Origin of the sequence: Vibrio sp. 1CM7H (assembly GCF_023161645.1) — a bacterium.
Classification (GTDB): Bacteria; Pseudomonadota; Gammaproteobacteria; order Enterobacterales; family Vibrionaceae; genus Vibrio; species Vibrio diabolicus.
Map to the genome: position 1 here is coordinate 1,538,222 of NZ_JALNTV010000001.1, position 17,510 is coordinate 1,555,731.

At 43.7% G+C, this 17,510-nt stretch carries 14 protein-coding genes, 1 pseudogene and 1 riboswitch; of the genes and pseudogenes, 10 read left to right on the forward strand and 5 right to left on the reverse strand.

The features are described from left to right. The first annotated feature begins 195 nt into the window (after positions 1-195). On the forward strand, positions 196-1,491 hold the full coding sequence (locus MSG33_RS06775) for an alpha/beta fold hydrolase (protein WP_248380343.1): 1,296 nt from the start codon (positions 196-198) through the stop codon (positions 1,489-1,491). A 58-nt stretch (positions 1,492-1,549) separates the two neighbouring features. Here MSG33_RS06775 and MSG33_RS06780 read toward each other — a convergent pair whose 3' ends face one another. Further along, positions 1,550-2,041, reverse strand: a complete 492-nt coding sequence (locus tag MSG33_RS06780; protein WP_048625423.1) for a GNAT family N-acetyltransferase — start codon at positions 2,039-2,041, stop codon at positions 1,550-1,552. A gap of 323 nt (positions 2,042-2,364) precedes the next feature. Between MSG33_RS06780 and MSG33_RS06785 the strand changes: the two genes are divergently transcribed. Continuing rightward, on the forward strand, positions 2,365-3,345 hold the full coding sequence (locus MSG33_RS06785; protein ID WP_047009631.1) for a rhodanese-related sulfurtransferase: 981 nt from the start codon (positions 2,365-2,367) through the stop codon (positions 3,343-3,345). Positions 3,346-3,415: 70 nt separating this feature from the next. Here MSG33_RS06785 and MSG33_RS06790 read toward each other — a convergent pair whose 3' ends face one another. Further along, positions 3,416-3,721, reverse strand: coding sequence for a DUF6482 family protein (locus MSG33_RS06790; RefSeq protein WP_006740792.1), 306 nt, complete (start codon positions 3,719-3,721; stop codon positions 3,416-3,418). A gap of 108 nt (positions 3,722-3,829) precedes the next feature. Between MSG33_RS06790 and MSG33_RS06795 the strand changes: the two genes are divergently transcribed. The 3 genes from MSG33_RS06795 (at position 3,830) to gbpA (ending at position 7,836) form a co-directional block, all read left to right on the forward strand. Further along, positions 3,830-5,311 carry a deoxyribodipyrimidine photo-lyase gene (locus MSG33_RS06795; RefSeq protein ID WP_248380344.1) on the forward strand — a complete coding sequence of 494 codons (1,482 nt, stop codon included), beginning with the start codon at positions 3,830-3,832 and terminating at the stop codon, positions 5,309-5,311. A gap of 80 nt (positions 5,312-5,391) precedes the next feature. After that, positions 5,392-5,892: a fasciclin domain-containing protein gene (locus MSG33_RS06800; protein ID WP_046875719.1), complete on the forward strand. Its 501-nt coding sequence runs from the start codon at positions 5,392-5,394 to the stop codon at positions 5,890-5,892. Between the two features lie 274 nt (positions 5,893-6,166). Beyond that, positions 6,167-6,267, forward strand: a riboswitch (cyclic di-GMP riboswitch). Positions 6,268-6,372: 105 nt separating this feature from the next. Further along, complete coding sequence (gbpA, locus tag MSG33_RS06805) at positions 6,373-7,836, forward strand: N-acetylglucosamine-binding protein GbpA (RefSeq protein ID WP_248380345.1); 1,464 nt, start codon at positions 6,373-6,375, stop codon at positions 7,834-7,836. A gap of 53 nt (positions 7,837-7,889) precedes the next feature. Here gbpA and MSG33_RS06810 read toward each other — a convergent pair whose 3' ends face one another. Together MSG33_RS06810 and MSG33_RS06815 are read right to left on the reverse strand one after the other, a co-directional pair. Further along, the gene (locus MSG33_RS06810) at positions 7,890-8,762 is read right to left on the reverse strand and encodes a patatin family protein (RefSeq protein ID WP_248380346.1); all 873 of its coding nucleotides are present in this window, start codon (positions 8,760-8,762) and stop codon (positions 7,890-7,892) included. 179 nt (positions 8,763-8,941) lie between these two features. Further along, positions 8,942-9,583 (reverse strand): MarC family protein, encoded by a 642-nt coding sequence (locus MSG33_RS06815; RefSeq protein WP_248380559.1) that lies wholly within the window; start codon positions 9,581-9,583, stop codon positions 8,942-8,944. Between the two features lie 195 nt (positions 9,584-9,778). Here MSG33_RS06815 and nfsA point away from each other — a divergent pair, with 195 nt between their 5' ends. Continuing rightward, positions 9,779-10,501: an oxygen-insensitive NADPH nitroreductase gene (nfsA, locus tag MSG33_RS06820; RefSeq protein ID WP_248380347.1), complete on the forward strand. Its 723-nt coding sequence runs from the start codon at positions 9,779-9,781 to the stop codon at positions 10,499-10,501. 65 nt (positions 10,502-10,566) lie between these two features. On the opposite strand, the gene MSG33_RS06825 is transcribed toward nfsA, so the two are convergent. Then, positions 10,567-11,460 carry a hypothetical protein gene (locus MSG33_RS06825; RefSeq protein WP_006740797.1) on the reverse strand — a complete coding sequence of 298 codons (894 nt, stop codon included), beginning with the start codon at positions 11,458-11,460 and terminating at the stop codon, positions 10,567-10,569. A gap of 455 nt (positions 11,461-11,915) precedes the next feature. On the opposite strand from MSG33_RS06825, the gene MSG33_RS06830 reads away from it, so the two are divergent. The 4 genes and pseudogenes from MSG33_RS06830 (at position 11,916) to MSG33_RS06845 (ending at position 17,457) form a co-directional block, all read left to right on the forward strand. Beyond that, a complete protein-coding gene (locus MSG33_RS06830; RefSeq protein WP_006740798.1) occupies positions 11,916-13,034 on the forward strand; it encodes a polysaccharide export protein in 1,119 nt (372 codons plus the stop codon). Between the two features lie 130 nt (positions 13,035-13,164). Next, positions 13,165-13,605 (forward strand): phosphotyrosine protein phosphatase, encoded by a 441-nt coding sequence (locus MSG33_RS06835; protein ID WP_031780663.1) that lies wholly within the window; start codon positions 13,165-13,167, stop codon positions 13,603-13,605. Positions 13,606-13,660: 55 nt separating this feature from the next. Then, positions 13,661-15,826 carry a polysaccharide biosynthesis tyrosine autokinase gene (locus tag MSG33_RS06840; protein WP_248380348.1) on the forward strand — a complete coding sequence of 722 codons (2,166 nt, stop codon included), beginning with the start codon at positions 13,661-13,663 and terminating at the stop codon, positions 15,824-15,826. A gap of 366 nt (positions 15,827-16,192) precedes the next feature. Further along, positions 16,193-17,457, forward strand: a pseudogene (locus MSG33_RS06845) (DUF1835 domain-containing protein). The last annotated feature ends 53 nt before the right edge of the window (positions 17,458-17,510 follow it).

Consider the following 17,510-nt stretch of genomic DNA (forward strand, 5'->3'; position numbering starts at 1 on the left):
CTCTCACTTTGTCGCAACTCTATTGAGCATAGCTCACTCAACCAGTTGCACCAGTCGCTAATCGTTTCATTTTCTTGAACTTACATTGATTTGACCAAGGTATAGAACTGACGAAGCGATTTGGAAATAGCATTGGTTCTTCACGCCATTCGCAGTAAAGTAGCGCTACCCCTCAATAAGGAAATAAAGATAACAATGAACGCTCAATCATTTATCGACGCAGGATTGCATTACACTCCCCACAGTTTTACCGTTCCTCTGGATTACCAAGACGTGAGTAAAGGCACCATTGAAGTCTTCGCTCGTGCGGTTTGCCTAGTTGGCGATGAAGAATCGACCAAACCTTGGTTGGTTTACTTTCAGGGCGGGCCAGGCTTTCCCTCTCCGCGTCAAAACGGCAATAACGGCTGGGTAAAACGCGCGCTGCAAGAGTACCGAGTTTTGCTTCTCGACCAGCGCGGTACGGGCAATAGTTCGGTGATTAATCATCAGACTCTGGCTCATTTCACGCCGCAGAAGCAGGCCGAGTACTTGAGCCACTTCCGAGCGGATAACATCGTGCGCGACGCGGAGTACATTCGTGAGCAATTTGGCGTCGAAAAATGGGCGATCTTAGGTCAAAGCTTTGGTGGTTTTTGCTCCCTCACCTATTTGTCTTTATTCCCAGACAGCTTGCTACAAAGCTACATCACGGGTGGCGTGCCATCAGTCTCGCGTCATGCCGACGATGTGTATGACGCTACCTTCAAACGTACCATGGAGAAAAACCAAGCGTTCTTCCAGCAATTCCCAAAAGCGCAACAACTTTGCCAAAACATTGCGAATCACTTGCTGGAAAATGAAGAGTACCTACCAAATGGTCAACGCTTCACGGTGGAGCAATTTCAGCAAATCGGTATCAACTTTGGTGTGAGTGATACTTTCTTGCCAACTTACTATTGGCTAGAAAGTGCATTGATTGAAGTGAACGGCAAACAACAACTTCGTTATGAGTTCTTGAACGATATGTTGGCGCAGCAAAACTTCCAAACCAACCCGATTTACGCCATTTTGCATGAGTCGATTTATTGCCAAGGCTTTGCGTCAAATTGGAGTGCACACCGTGTTCGCCAAACCCGACCAGAGTTTAATTATGAACCTGGCAAGCCATTTTACTTTACGGGGGAAATGGTCTTCCCATGGATGTTCGATCAATACGTCAACCTCAAGCCACTAAAAGATGCTGCTGAAATATTGGCCGCGAAAGAAGGTTGGGCTGCGCTGTACGATCAAACACAACTGGCTCAAAACAAAGTGCCTGTCAGTTGCGCCGTTTACGCCGATGATATGTTTGTGGAAATGGATATCAGCCGAGAAACGCTCGCGTTAATCCCAAACTCAAAAGCGTGGATCACTAACGAGTACGAGCACAACGGTTTACGTGCCGACGGTGAGCGCGTTTTAGATAAGTTAATTGCGATGGGGAATCAAACCGCCGCTAATTTGAAATAAATACTATAAAAACGCCTCTTCTAGAAGTAAGAGGCGTTTCATTCCTACCATCTTGTTTTTACGAATCTCTTACGCGCTTGGTCATACGTTTCGTCATCACCCGGTAGCCCATTTTATGATAGAAATCCTCACCTTCATGGTTAAATGACGCCACGGTTAAGCCGATTTCTTCTATTCCTTGAGCACACAAATCACTTTCCATCTTATCCATCAGCGATAAACCTATTCCTAAGTTTCGATGGTTCTCTGCAACAATAAGCTCATTAATAAAACCAACGCGTTTTTCTGGTGAAATCAGCGACTGAACGTTACGAACCGAACCAGAGATAAAACCGACGACTTTTCTTTGCGAACAAGCAATAAAAGCGCTCACGCTCCCATCAAAATACTTTTCGAAGGTGCAATATGATTCTCTTAGTTGTGCCAATTCCTTGGGTGGACGATAGAAGTTCGGTTCAGCTTCATAGTGCGATGTATCGAGTTCAACGAGTAATTGTTTGAGCAAGGGAGCATCTTCTTCCCTCAGCCGCCTGATATAAAACTGCTGCATGTCCTTTCCTTGCCAACTGATCCGATTATTATTTTGTAGCTCTTGCGCACAACTTTAATGAAGAGCCGAAGAAGGAATCACAGTACAAATTTAAACCAAAAGTGTCGAGTTCAACTTACCTTGTTCTCTGCAATTTATGCTTATAATTTGAACACATAGCGATTTTACCCGCGTGACGCTTTGCCGCATCAAAACACCGCTACATCCCGCCTAGCCATAATATCCGCATAATTTGTCCGTATTTCCGACTAATTTAGTCAGGTATACTTCGTGCCGCTAAAATTTTAAGGTCGTTGACCACCTGTATTTTTAAAGGAAACCTCATGAGTCAGTATGTAGTTTGTGCGCTGTACAAGTTTGTTGAGCTGAATAACTATCAAGAACTACGCGAGCCATTACTTGCGTTGATGGAAAAACACCATATTCGCGGAACATTACTGCTGGCAAGTGAGGGCATCAACGGCACTGTTGCCTCTGATCGTGCAGGTATTGATACGCTACTGGAGTGGCTAAACAACGAGCCTCGTTTGACAGGCACCGTATACAAAGAGTCGTACTCTGAGACCCAGCCATTCAATCGCACCAAAGTGAAATTGAAAAAAGAGATCGTAACATTAGGTGTTGAAGGCATAGACCCTCGCCACGTAGTGGGTACTTACGTGAAACCTCAAGAGTGGAACGATCTTATTGCTGATCCTGAAGTGTTTGTTGTCGATACACGTAATGATTACGAAATCGAGATCGGCACATTCAAAGGCGCTGTAAACCCAAATACTGAAACCTTTCGTGAATTCCCAGACTATGTAAAAGAAAACATGGACCCGGAAAAGCATAAGAAAGTGGCGATGTTCTGTACCGGTGGTATCCGCTGCGAAAAATCAACTGCTTACATGAAAGAACAGGGCTTTGATGAGGTCTACCACTTAGAAGGCGGCATTCTTAAATATCTTGAAGAAGTTCCTCAAGAAGAGAGCATGTGGGAAGGTGACTGCTACGTTTTTGATGGCCGTGTTGCAGTAAACCACCAGCTAGAAAAAGCAGATTACGACTTATGTAACGCTTGTCGTCTACCGATCACTGAAGAAGACAAACAGTCTGATTTGTTCGAGCAAGGCGTGAGCTGCCCGAAATGTCACGGCACACACTCAGAAGAACAAATTGCTCGATTCCGCGAACGTGAAAAACAAATTGTTCTTGCAGAACAACGAGGCGAGCAGCATGTTGGTGGCGAAAGTGCCAAGCAAAGAGAAGCTCGACGTGCCGCTAAGTACGCACAAAAAGAAGCTCAGCGTAAACAAGACTAAGCTCAACTCTAATTCTATTTTAAGCGAGCTGCCGTAAGGTGGCTCGCTTTTACTATGCACCAACACTCTTTCAATACAATTTTGTATCCCTCACCAAAACCTCTAGTTGATTGTCTCTTTTGCCTTCGGGTAGCCCCACCATCTCATCATAAGCACTTTGATGTACTAAAACCTGCTTATTTGCTTTGATATTCTTGCACTTCTTTTGCATCTCGATAAGGGAATGAGCCCTCAAAAAGATACCGTTGTCATCAGTGATGAATTGCGCTTTCCCATCAACTACGACAGATGCTTGATACAATGCGAGATCAAGCGAGTGAATGATCAATTTATCTACGTAGAAGAACTTTTCTAACTTACTCAGTGGTATCGACATATCTCACCTCCTTGTGAGCAACCTCTACGTTTTAATGAACAAAACCGATCATTAGGTGAGGTCTCTTCGGATCATTTGCGTACAACATCGGAAACAAAGAGGATTCCGATGCAAACAATCAATGTCGTGTGGTTAAAACGAGATTTAAGACTGACTGACCACCAGCCCTTAACACAAGCATTGTCGTCAAAGCACCCAACGGTACTTTTATATATTGTTGAACCGTTGCTGTTAAACAACCCTCACTATTCTGAGCGTCACTGGCGATTTGTTTGGCAATCATTGCAAGACATGAATGAGACGCTCAAAGCCTATGGACACCGCATCACGGTTCTGTTTGGCGATGCCTTAGCATGTTTTCAATCAATTCAAATGCAATATCAAATCAACGCTGTGTTTTCTCATCAGGAAATAGGGCTCAACTGCACCTTTGAGCGCGATAAGCAAATTGCCGACTGGCTGCATGAGCAAAACATCACGTGGTTTGAGTTCGAGCACGGTGCTGTTATTAGAGGAGCAAAAGACCGGCAGGGTTGGGACAAACATTGGGATTTGGTCATGAGAGCCTCCATAAGCCCTCTTGAGCTGCAAACCAACTTGTTGCATTCATTGGATGCAGAAGCACTCGGCTGCGCGTTTTCGCCACCTTCATCCTGGCTATCAAAATGCAAAGGAATGCAAACGGGAGGAAGCCAACTCGCTTGGAAAACACTGGAGGACTTTTTCAATCGTCGAGGTCGTGATTACTATCGAAGCATTTCTAGTCCCACAGCCTCACGTACAGCCTGTACTCGCCTTTCTCCATACCTCGCTTGGGGTAATATATCCTTGCGTGAAGTTTATCAGTACCTATTGAAACACTGGCAAGTTGCTGGGTTTCGTCGCAGCTTAATTGCGTTGTCTTCACGGCTGCATTGGCACTGCCATTTCATACAGAAATTCGAGTCGGAATACGACATGGAGTTTTACTGTGTTAACCGGGCTTACGAATCGTTGATTAAACAAAGTAGCACTTTCGATGAAGAAAAGTTAGCAGCATGGAAATCTGGATATACAGGCATACCTTTGATCGATGCCTGTATGCGCTGTTTGCATCAGACTGGCTATATAAACTTTCGCATGCGTGCCATGCTGGTTAGTTTTCTCACTCATCACATGAACATGGATTGGCGAACTGGCGTGACGCATTTAGCGCAACTATTCCTCGACTTTGAGCCTGGTATTCATTACCCACAATTCCAAATGCAAGCCGGGGTAACTGGGACCAATACAATCCGGATTTACAACCCGGTTAAGCAAGCCCAAGAACATGACCCTGATGGCGCGTTCATCTATAAATGGGTGCCTGAATTGCAAATGGTCCCCACCCCACTATTGTTCGAGCCCTGGACAATGACACAGATGGAAACCGTCATGTACCACTTGAAACCGGATAGCCGTTACCTAGCGCCTATTGTCGACCTAAATAGCGCAGCTAAAGACGCAAGGGAGCGTCTATGGGCATGGCGGAAACGGGCCGATGTAAAACAAGAAGGCAAACGGATTTTAACGCGACACGTGAGGCCATCGAAAGAAAGCAGGGCTCGTTGATCATCTTTTCATTTAGATGCGTACAAACAAAGACATTCTCTAGGGAAACCGTTGTACCCCCAACTCGTAAGGAACACATTATGTTTAAACGTATCTTGGTTATCACGGCTACATTGATGGCGACTTTATCTTTTATGCTTCCCGTCAAGGCTCATGAGCATGGCATGATGAAGGCTGATATTGTCGACGTTGCCACTGAAAACGGCTCTTTCAATACACTTGTCGCTGCAGTGAAAGCGGCTGATCTAGTCGATACACTCAAAGGAGAAGGCCCATTTACTGTTTTTGCACCAACGGATGACGCTTTTGCAAAACTGCCTGACGGTACAATCGATATGCTCTTAATGCCGGAAAACAAAGACAAGTTAGTATCCATTTTGACTTATCACGTCGTCCCAGGGAAAGTAATGGCTGCCGATGTTGTTAAGCTGGACAAAGCAACTACGGTTCAGGGGCAAGACGTGATGATTAAAACCATGGGCGACAAAGTCATGGTCAACGATGCAAATGTAATGGCAACCGATGTGAAAGCTAAAAATGGCGTCATTCATGTTATTGATACCGTCATTATGCCTAAATAACATGATTCAGAGGGCGGTATATTCCGCCCTTTAAACGGTGCTTCTTCTATCCTTAATACTGCCCCTTCCCTACCTTCGACCCAACAACCAATCACTCATTCACTCCAACTATTAAAAAGACAAAAAACAACATCAAAACCAATACCTTAGAAACAAAAAAGCACAATATCAATGAGGTTGGCGTACCGTTACCTTTCAATTTGAGAACATGATTCCATGTCAGTGTCGTTTACTTTTCCACATGTAAATTCTTGAGCTAAATTTTGGCTGCTCAATCACATTTCGGCAAACCATTCGAAAGGGTGGGACGCAAAGCTTCCGGTCTGTCAGCATTCCATCATCAAAAGTAATGCTCATGATAGCGGGGTTGCCATGTTGCAACACTACATTATCCAAAGTATGGATTCATGCAGCGTTGCTTCATGCTCAGCATGCGCCGAGGTGTGACATTAATTTGTCAGCCATAACAGAGGACATGTGATGAAATCCTTCCCAACCAAATCCGTACTTGCATTAGCACTTGCAAGCATTAGCTCAAGTGCTGCGGCTCACGGCTACGTATCAGAAACCAATGATGGTGTCGCTGCAAGTCGCGCGGCACTATGTAAGTATCCAACACCTGATACCAACGAAAAAAATAATAACTGCGGTGCCATTCAATACGAGCCACAAAGTGTTGAAGGTCCTGATGGTTTTCCACAAACAGGGCCTCGCGATGGAAAAATAGCAAGTGCCGAAACCGCTCTAGCTGCCGCTCTTGATGAACAAACTGCCGACCGCTGGGTTAAACGTCCTATTCAATCAGGTACACAGACTTTTGAATGGACATTTACAGCTAACCATGTGACGCGTGACTGGAAATATTACATCACCAAACCTGATTGGAACCCAAATGCCTCACTATCACGCGACTCGTTTGATCTGACTCCTTTCTGTGTAGTCGACGGCAATATGGTTCAACCTCCAAAACAGGTGAGCCATCAATGTAATGTGCCTACGCGAGAGGGGTATCACGTCATTCTGGCGGTATGGGATGTTGGTGACACAGCGGCTTCATTTTATAACGTGATCGATGTGAAATTTGATGGTGACAGTCCAGTCATTCCAGATTGGACGCAAGGCGGTCAAATTATTCCGACGATGGATTTAAATGTTGGAGATTCGGTTTATACACGCGTATTTGATCAGGCGGGTGAAAACATAGCTTATCGAACCGAGCTAGAAATTACCGATGCAGTCATGGGCAAAGCGAAAAACTGGTCTTACGCTCTAGCAACGAAGATCAACCAAGAGCAAACTAAACTGCAAGCTGGACAGTATGCCGAGGATAAATTCACTCCTGTTTATGGTACTAACCCGGTGTATCTGCAAGCTAATAGCGGCCTTGAGCGTGTAGAAGTCGGCTACAAGATAGAAACTCCCGTACCAGAGTACTCACTCACAGTAGATGGCTTAGCAGACGAGTATATCATTGAGTCAACACCGACAACGTTGGATCTGACACTAACTGCTGAAGGCGATTTAAACGCAGAACTCACCGTGTACAATCACCACCGTGAGCCACTTGCAAGCTGGGCAGACGAAATGAAAGACGGCTCGGTGGAGGCTGTATCGCTCGCTTTAAGCAAATCAGAGCCTGGTCACCATATGCTCGTGACTCGTATTAAAGACAAAGATGGCAACTTGGTGGATCAGCAAACGCTCGACTTTCACTTAAAAGAAGAGTCAGTAACGCCACCACCATCTGGCGAGTACGATTTTGTCTTCCCTGAAGGGCTATCTAGCTACACAGCGGGCACAAAAGTGCTTGCAAGCGACGGTGCCATTTACCAATGTAAACCCTTCCCATACTCTGGTTACTGTGTACAGTGGAAAGAAAGCGCAAACCAATACGAACCAGGAACAGGTTCACACTGGGAAATGGCTTGGGATAAAGTCAACTAAATCGCCCTTTGAATGTTAAGTAAAAAGAGCCTCGCTATGAGGCTCTTTCATTATCAAACGCAAAAATGGCAGTTTTCCCGATCTAAACCATGAACACCTGACAAATTAGCCAAATGAGCCCGCCCTTCAATCAGCCCCATTTCATAACCTTCCAATAGAACGGTTTGTCGCATTGATAAGCGCTGAACAGAAAAATTATCTGGTGGTGCAATCACTCTGACATGCGTTCCCGGTGGAGGATTACGAATAAATTCCAACGATTGATTGTAGTTATCTGCACGTCTTAACATCGCGTCCACCATTTTAGGATGTTCGGCAAATAACTTCTTCATCAGCCATGTGGTTTTTACTGGCTTCTTGGCATAATTTAGCGGGTGAGAAAGCACAACAGTTATGTCGCGAGCCCCGCGACGATAAGCCTCACACACTGGGATAGAATCTGCAACCCCACCATCGGTATAGCAGCCTCCAGAAAAGCAAGGGGTATGCTTGTATGCAATGGGTAACGCTGTTGTCGCTTCAATCGCATGATGAAAATTATCACGCGTTACGCGATAATAGTCTGCCTGTCCTGTATCTACATTCGTCGTCGCTGCCAGAAAAGGAATACCATTAAACAGTTTATTTTCATCGACGGGATACAAACGATTAGACTCTTCAAACAGCCACTTCACATCAATGAGATCCCCACCTTTAACGAATCGAGTCGGATCAAAAAAGCGTTTACTCGTTGCCAGCTTAGTAATGACATTAATGCTGCGATGCGGATAGTCGGTCAAATAACCAATCAAGTTTGATGCGCCAGCAGATACACCAATGGCAAAATCAAACGGTTTATAACTCTGCTCTAAAAACGCATCTAGCACTCCGCTTGCGAAGACACCTCGCATCGCGCCACCTTCCACTACAATTGCTTTTGTTGCCATATTTCCCCCATTATTCTTGTCAAAAGAGTAATGAAATTCGTGCAATCAAAACAATTGAATATTCTTATTATTGAAATAGGTGAAGTCTATTTATTTCTTTCTTAGAAAGTGAAAACTAAAGTTCAAAAAATCCACACCAGCTAGAAATGTAGGTGTGGATTTAGACGAGATGGAAACGCCTATGAGAAAACAGTTTTATAGGCTTCGCCCGCGCCATCAATAAACATTTGAGTACCGATAACCGCTAGGATTAAGCCCATCATTTTCGTCACGACGTTCAGAGCACTCGGTCCAACTGCTTTGACCAATTTGTCTCCAAATAAAAACAATATATAGGTAATAACACACAACACAGCAAAAGAAACGATGGTAATAATGGTTTGATCAAAACCACCCGCCGTAGCAAAGTTCATCGCGGTAGCAATCGTTCCAGGCCCTGCTAATATCGGCATTGCAAGTGGAGAAACGGCAATGCTCAACGCCGCCTGCTGCTGCGCTGGAGAATACGCTTTCTCTTTAGTTTTCTGATGCGTCGAATCACCTTGAAGCATATTAAAACCGATCAAAAACACCAAGATACCGCCCGTTATTCGCAAGGCGTACAGCGTGATACCAAACAAATCAAAAATTAATTTACCGGCGATCGAAAACATCGCAATGATGACAAATGCAATAAAAACCGAACGAAGCGCCATGGAACGCACGGTTTCTCTATCCTCATCAGCCGTTAAACTCAAAAAGATAGGAATATTGGCGATGGGGTTCATGATCGCAAAGAAGCCCATAAACACCGTGACTGTATGAACGATGAGTTCTTTCATATTTTCCACTGCAGTTAAATTGTTGATTCTAAAAACAGTATATACGCTCTCAAGCAGAACGAGTGATGTATTCTCTATTCATCTTCACACTTATGCGCTAAGCATTGTTTTTCTTTTGAGATAGTTTACCGACTCATTAAATATCGCTAAGGTGAGGCTTCAGCCTTTACATGTAACAGGGGATGTTAAGTCACCATGAACAGCACGATACAAACAATTCTCAATCACCGCTCAATTCGAAAGTTCACCTCACAACATATTGAGAGCGAACAATTAGAAACGATTCTACAAGCTGGCCTTGCGGCGTCTTCATCAAGTATGTTGCAAGTCGTCTCAATTATCCGCGTGACTGATAAAGAAAAGCGTACGCTATTGGCACAATATGCGGGGAATCAAGGGTACGTTGAAAGCGCTGCTGAGTTTTTGGTGTTTTGCATTGATTACCAGCGCCACGCAAGTATCAATCCTGATGTGCAAGCTGATTTCACCGAGTTAACACTTATCGGTGCTGTTGATTCTGGCATCATGGCACAAAACTGCTTACTTGCAGCAGAGTCTATGGGACTAGGAGGCGTGTATATTGGTGGCTTACGAAACAATGCTCAAAAAGTCGACGAGTTATTAGGCTTACCTAAAAATACAGCCATTTTATTTGGTATGTGTCTTGGTCATCCAGATCAAGCCCCTGAAGTTAAGCCACGTCTACCTGCTCATGTCGTGGTGCATGAGAATCAATATCAAGACCTAAATTTGGATGATATTCAGGCTTATGACCAAACCATGCAAAACTACTATGCAAACCGTTCGAGCAATCAAAAACAAAGCACTTGGTCACAAGAAGTCACCTGTAAACTAGCTGGCGAATCACGTCCGCACATCCTGCCTTACTTAAACAGTAAAGGGCTCACTAAAAGGTGATGACCACAGTACGATAGGATCAAAAAAGGCCTCTGAAGAGGCCTTTTAATTATCAGTACAGTTAATTAGTTACCGCCTGAACCACCTGATGGCGGATCAACAGGATCAACTGGTTTGCCTGGCTTCGCATCTGGAATCGGTGGCACTACCGGTTTGAAATCATCTACAGGTTTTCCTGCTTCGATCTCTTTTTCAACCTGGTTAACAACATCTTTAGTATCTTCTTCAGATACCTCTACGTAAATAACATCACCAGAATCATTTTTAGGGTAATTTGGGTTCTTCTTAATTACCTCTTCAGTTACAGCTTTGGCTGCTACTGAAATTGCTTTCGGAGAAGCCGTAGGGTTCGCTTTAATGACATCTGAAACTACATTCGCTGTAGCAACCAGTTTAGTCGCTAATGCTTTTGTTGCAGCATCACCACTCTCATCTAACTGCTTAACTACACTTTCAGTATTGCGAAGCAAATCATTAACTGAAACGCCCATCGCATTGACATCAAGACCTAAGTCAGCAAACACTTGCTCTGCAACCTCGGGCGTGTAAATTGCACCTTCTTCCAAAGTATCCGTTACTAGAGTAGTAAACGGTGAACCTGTTACAGGTGCATCTGCTTGCGCTAGACCTTTTGGAATTTTGTAATCAGTTGTAATACGTTTACCATTAGATGCATCTACACTCTTATCAGTGTGCTTTAATGTGAAAGTACACTCACTTGGAGCACTAACTACATCTATGTGACTAATGCGCGCATAGCCAACCATACCTTTGTAGTTTGTTGTCAGTTCATCAGCCTTACCTTTTAAATCTCCACCACAGTCGTAAGAGACTTCCATGCCGATAACAGCTGGATCATAAGCCTGTACTGAGTATGTTTTTACCTCAGGATCGCTGTCACTACCACAACCTGCTAGTAGGACTGCAGCCACACTTGCCGTTAAAAGTTTGATTTTCAAAATTAGCTCCAATATTTGTTGTTATATCCGACCGCAACAGGAAGCATAACGGCAGTTGCATATGGTGTAAATAGGATGCATACAACTTTGGCATGAGTTTTTTCACATTCCTGCCTGTTTACATGTGCAAAATCATGCATTCATCTCAATAACGCTAAATAGACATAATTTTGTCATGTATTCGTAAGTATTTTTTAAGTATGTAGTTGCCTTTATTGCAACCAGATGGATAATGGTTGACTATTTTTGTGGGGTAGATTTTTCACCTTCATAAATGAAACTAAGAGCTCTAAGTCGCTAGCAGCCATTTGGAGTGTTTATTACACAAATAATTCTGAATGGACTCGCTTTCTAAAGGCTTAAAACTGCAGTAAATCGTCAACATTGATGAAATGCAGTTCAATTAGAATGAACCAATTTCAGTCGGCAAACTTTCTTTCGGTAGTTATAAACCAATGAACACATTTAATAAATTTTTGGGGATATCAGTACTTCCTATCCTTCTTACAGGGTGTACTCTGCCTGGTAGCCACCTTTCGGTCAGTGACAAAACAGTAATGAGCACTGAATCGAGTGATATAGAATCGCAGGTTACGGTTTATCCTTTAACTTTGGAGCGAGTGACCTCTTTAAATTCAATAGATCCTTTTTCAAAGCCAAATCCAGAGTTAGATATTGAAATCGCCAAGTATGAATACGAAGTAGGACCTGGCGATATCTTAAATATTACTATTTGGGACCACCCAGAGCTCACGATCCCAGCTGGCTCATATCGTAGTTCAGCCGAAGCAGGTAACTGGGTGCACTCAGATGGCACAATCTTCTACCCTTACATTGGCGTTGTACACGTTGAAGGTAAAAACGTTCGCCAAATTCGTGCAGACATTGCCAACCGTCTTGCAAAATACATTGAGAGCCCGCAAGTCGATGTAAGCGTTGCAGCTTTTCGTTCTAAAAAGACTTATGTGACTGGCGAAGTGAACAAGCCAGGGCAACAACCAATCACAAACATTCCTCTTACACTTCTTGATGCCGTAAATAGAGCAGGCGGACTGGCAGCCGAAGCCGATTGGCGTAATGCAACACTGACGCGAAACGGTGTGGTTGAAAATGTCTCTTTATACGCTCTGATGCAACAAGGCGACTTAACTCAAAACCGTCTTCTAAAGCCAGGTGATATTGTTCATATTCCCCGTAACGATGCGCAAAAAGTATTTGTTATGGGCGAAGTTAACGATCCGAAGCTACTCAAAATTGATCGCAGCGGTATGAGCCTTACTGAAGCTCTAAGTAGCGTTGGTGGTATTAATGAAATCTCCGCCGATGCTACTGGCGTCTTCGTCATCAGACGTTCAAAAGAAGAAGCTAAAATGGCGGACATTTATCAGTTGGATGTTTCTGATGCTTCTGCTTTGGTGATTGGAACAGAGTTTGATCTCAACCCATACGACATAGTCTATGTAACAGCCGCGCCTGTTAGCCGTTGGAACCGCGTTATTGCTCAACTTGTTCCAACCATTTCCGGCTTTAACGAATTAACCGAAGGTGTACTACGAGTACGCACTTGGCCGTAAAAACGACGTGCCGCAAGAAAGTTATCTCTTGCGGCATGCATTCAATAGTTACGTAGCTCAATTGTGCAATATAAAGAAGCAAGCAATTCAGTTGGGATCATAGGCATACAATTTAAAATAGGGTAAGCATTTGTTTTCTAATATTCTTGTCGTCTGTGTAGGTAATATTTGCCGCTCTCCAACAGGAGAGCGGCTTTTGCAGTCTTTACTACCAAACAAACATGTCGCGTCAGCGGGAATCGCGGTGGATAAAAGTCATTTAACAGGAAAAGCTGCTGATGATATGGCAACCACCATCGCGAATGAACATGGCGTAAGCTTAGATGGACACGAAGCACGACAATTAACACCTGAGCTTTGCGCTCAATACGATCTGATATTGGTTATGGAAAAAGGTCATTTAGAAGCCTTAACCAAAGTCGCTCCTGAGGCACGAGGCAAAACGATGCTGTTTGGACAATGGATAAGTGAAAAAAACATTCCTGATCCATACAGACAAAGTAGAGAAGCCTTCGAACATGCTTATACGCTTATAGAAAAAGCAGCAAAAGCGTGGTCTCAAAAACTATAAGCCGCAAGGCTAAATAAATAAACGCCAATGGCAAGGTATTTAAGAAGTTAAAGTAATGACAACACAAACTATTAAGCAATCACGTCAAGCCGACGATGAGATCGATTTGGGAAAGTTATTTGGGATCATTCTTGATGCCAAATGGCTCATTCTATGTACCGTAGTCCTATTTTCAATTATAGGCGTCGGCGTTGCCATTCTATCAACACCTATCTACAAAGCTGACGCTCTTATCCAAATTGAAAGTAAGAGCTCCGGTGGTATTTCAGCGATGGTTGGTGATATGGGAGAGCTGTTTTCAGCAGAGTCATCAGCGACAACAGAAATTGAGATCATTAAATCTCGTATGATTTTAGGTGGTACAGTTGATAAGTTCAACTTAACCACGGTCGTATCTCCGAATTACATGCCTATCGTCGGTAAGGGCTTAGCTCGACTGCAAGGCGAACAAATCAGTCTGAGCGTTTCACGATTTAATACCCCTTCTTACGCAGTTGGAATTCCTCTAACTCTCGAAGTTATTGATTCTGAAAAACAGACGTTCAAACTTATAGAAGATGACAATAACGTCATTTTAGAAGGTAAGGTTGGCGAGCTCATTGAAAAGAACGGCTATCAATTCTTAGCTACAGAAATGATAGCGCAAGACGGCGCATCGTTTACCGTGAGTAAAGTCAGCAAATTAGATGCAATCAATGCACTGCAACAAAACTTATCGATTAGCGAACGTGGTAAGCAAACCGGGATTATTTCTTTAAGCTTCTCTGGTGAAGATCGCGCTAAGATTCAAGCTATCTTGAACGACATTAGCCAGAACTACTTCTTGCAAAACGTTCAAAGAAACTCAGCAGAGGCAGAGCAAAGTCTCGAGTTCTTGAAAGGCCACCTTCCAGACATCAAAACAAAACTGACCGCTTCTGAAGACGTTTTAAATCGATTCCGTCAAGAAAATGAATCTATCGACTTAGGCCTTGAAGCTCAATCAACGCTGAAAGTGATGGTTGAATTAGAAGCGCAGTTAAATGAGCTTACATTCAAAGAGAGTGAAATCAGCCAGCGCTTTACACAAGATCACCCGGCTTATAAGTCTCTGCTTGATAAACGTGAGACGCTACTCAAAGAGAAAGAGCGTCTTAATAAACAAGTTCAAAAGTTACCGAAAACACAGCGTGAAGTTCTACGCATGACGCGCGATGTAGAAGTAAACCAACAAATCTACATCCAGCTATTGAACAAGGTTCAAGAGCTCAACATCATTAAAGCAGGAACCGTTGGCAACGTTCGAATCTTAGATAACGCTCAATCGTTCTCGAAGCCAATCAAGCCGAAAAAAGCGCTTATCGTTGTGCTAGCAACACTGCTTGGCGGCATGGCAGGCGTGGCTTTCGTATTAATTCGTGCGGCATTCCACCGTGGTGTAGAAACACCAGATCAAATTGAGCAGATTGGTATGCCTGTTTACGCTAGCGTTCCAAAATCTATTCAACAACTGGAATTTGCAAACAAGCTTAAACGAAACAAAGGCAGCAACGATGAGCTAGTCCTTCTTGCTGAAGCTAACCCGGCCGATCTTTCCATCGAGGCCCTGCGTAGTCTTCGTACTAGCCTGCACTTTGCGATGATGGAAGCGAAGAACAACGTTCTTATGATTTCAGGTCCAGCACCATCTATCGGTAAAACGTTCGTATCGACAAACTTTGCAGCCGTCGCTGCGAAAACAGGTCAGAAAGTACTGCTTATCGATGCAGATATGCGTAAAGGTTATTTGCAGCAATGTTTTGGTTTACGTTGGGATAACGGTCTTTCTGATTATTTGAGCGGCAAGACATCCCATAGCAATATCATTAAATCAACATCCATCGACAATCTAGATGTGGTTACTCGTGGCCAAGTACCACCAAACCCGTCAGAGCTTTTGATGCATCCTCGCTTTAAGAGCTTTGTTGACGAAATGTCGGCGCAGTACGATCTTGTGATCATCGATACGCCGCCTGTACTCGCGGTTACCGACCCAAGCATTGTTGGTGCAATCGCAGGAACAACACTGATGGTAGCTCGTTTTGATCAAACGACTTTGAAGGAAATTGAAGTCGCACAAGGCCGCTTTGAACAATCCGGCGTGGAAGTAAAAGGCGTGATTCTAAACGCCGTAGAGAAGAAAGCGTCAAACTCATACGGATATGGTTACGGTTACTATAACTACGCTTACAAGAGCGAGTAATTAATATCTACATGTATTACAAAGCCCTGCTAGACCCAGCAGGGCTTTTTTATTACTGGATCCTGTAATGCATATCTACTAGAAAACGGATGGTCGTTAACATCTACATAGGCATTGGCTGTCAAACTATTCAGCACTTCTTTAATGGGGCTGATATTTTGTGATGCGGCTCTCTCATGAATGGTTGCATGATGGATTGTGAAACTCTACTATCAGTCTGCTCACGCCTAAAGCCCCCAACACTCGCGGAAAGAACTTGGTTCACGGCAACTCTTCTACCCTGCTCTGTATAGCAGGAACAATCTGTTTTTACCTTCTTTTTAGCTTCTATTTAGGCGAGTGTGGAAGAGATAAGAAAGGTGAAAAATGAACTCTACAAATAGCTTCTTAATCAACATTAACCAACAAAAATCCGTTGCTAAAAAAGGCTCAAAGCTATACGTCAACACGATGATGAGATGTTGGATCGAGTTAAGCGATTTCACTCCAAACCAGAATCATTAGCTCCCAATACAATTCAATTAGCTGACGTTCAACATTCGCTAGCCAGAGAATTAGGTTTACCAAGTTGGAGTAAATTAAAAGCGCATGTCGAAGAGTTAGAAGCTCACAAAGACGCCATCAAAAATCACTTCCCTCCTCTTGATAGCGAGCTAAAAACGCTCCATGTCCGCTGTGGGCATGATATTCAGCAACGGCTTAAAGACAGCGGATTCGAGGGAACATTTTTAGCCCTAATAGATCCGCTTTGTATTGGCCCCATACCAGCAACACCACAAAACTTCCTTGCCATTCGTGACCAATATGTCGTAGAGACTCTGCTGCCCGTGATGAAGCGTGAAGATTCAGTGCAAGATATTGTCAAATTTGAGCAAGCTAATATTGATACGCTGCTCAGTGATACATTTGAACGAATCGTCTTTTGGGTCGAACATGACAGCTATGACCAATTAATGCTGCTTCGTGCCCTAACCTTGTTAGAGAATGTAGAAAACAAGGTGATAGAGCTCATTGAGTTGAACCAGTTCCCTGGCACTGAGCGATTCATCGGTTTGGGGCAGTTGCCTAAAGAGGCTATTCGCGCTTGTTGGCAATACCGTGAACCCGTGACAGCCAAATTATTCAGTCAGGCTAAACATTCCTGGCACGCTGTCACATCACCGACACCCATCTCTATGGTTAATTTGATCGAGCAGCATGATCTAGATTGCTTACCCAATATGCTCAACGTGCTCATACGCCATATGCAAGAGTTACCTCATTCACAAACAGGATTAAGCTTGACTCAGCAGATTGCATTAGAGGTCCTAAGTTCTCAAAATCGTTCAATTCTCATCAAAGATTGGTTTGAGCAATATCAACAACGTGAACCTCTACCTTACTTGGGCGATGTGATGTTTTACGCCTTACTCCTCCCTCTAGCACAATGTCAAACGCCTTTAATCACGATTGAGTCACGTGAAAGGGACTGGTGGGAACAGAGCGTCCATATCACTGATGCTGGTCAGCATTGTTTGGAAGGCTTCATGCTAGCGAAGCAATGCTATTGGGTTGGGGGTATTAGCAATACCAATCAGAATTATTGGAGTTGGGATCACCTCCAATTATCTACATTGACCAACCATCATTGATTCAGCGGATAGGTAACATAAGCAGGGGCATAGACGGCTCGTTAGCCCCTTGT

Bases quoted from the DNA above. Each gene is read 5' to 3' on its own strand.
- MSG33_RS06810 (WP_248380346.1), bottom strand. From the start codon at position 8,762: ATGGCAACAAAAGCAATTGTAGTGGAAGGTGGCGCGATGCGAGGTGTC.
- gbpA (WP_248380345.1), top strand. From the start codon at position 6,373: ATGAAATCCTTCCCAACCAAATCCGTACTTGCATTAGCACTTGCAAGC.
- MSG33_RS06785 (WP_047009631.1), top strand. From the start codon at position 2,365: ATGAGTCAGTATGTAGTTTGTGCGCTGTACAAGTTTGTTGAGCTGAAT.
- nfsA (WP_248380347.1), top strand. From the start codon at position 9,779: ATGAACAGCACGATACAAACAATTCTCAATCACCGCTCAATTCGAAAG.
- MSG33_RS06840 (WP_248380348.1), top strand. From the start codon at position 13,661: ATGACAACACAAACTATTAAGCAATCACGTCAAGCCGACGATGAGATC.
- MSG33_RS06815 (WP_248380559.1), bottom strand. From the start codon at position 9,583: ATGAAAGAACTCATCGTTCATACAGTCACGGTGTTTATGGGCTTCTTT.
- MSG33_RS06800 (WP_046875719.1), top strand. From the start codon at position 5,392: ATGTTTAAACGTATCTTGGTTATCACGGCTACATTGATGGCGACTTTA.
- MSG33_RS06790 (WP_006740792.1), bottom strand. From the start codon at position 3,721: ATGTCGATACCACTGAGTAAGTTAGAAAAGTTCTTCTACGTAGATAAA.
- MSG33_RS06795 (WP_248380344.1), top strand. From the start codon at position 3,830: ATGCAAACAATCAATGTCGTGTGGTTAAAACGAGATTTAAGACTGACT.
- MSG33_RS06780 (WP_048625423.1), bottom strand. From the start codon at position 2,041: ATGCAGCAGTTTTATATCAGGCGGCTGAGGGAAGAAGATGCTCCCTTG.
- MSG33_RS06775 (WP_248380343.1), top strand. From the start codon at position 196: ATGAACGCTCAATCATTTATCGACGCAGGATTGCATTACACTCCCCAC.
- MSG33_RS06830 (WP_006740798.1), top strand. From the start codon at position 11,916: ATGAACACATTTAATAAATTTTTGGGGATATCAGTACTTCCTATCCTT.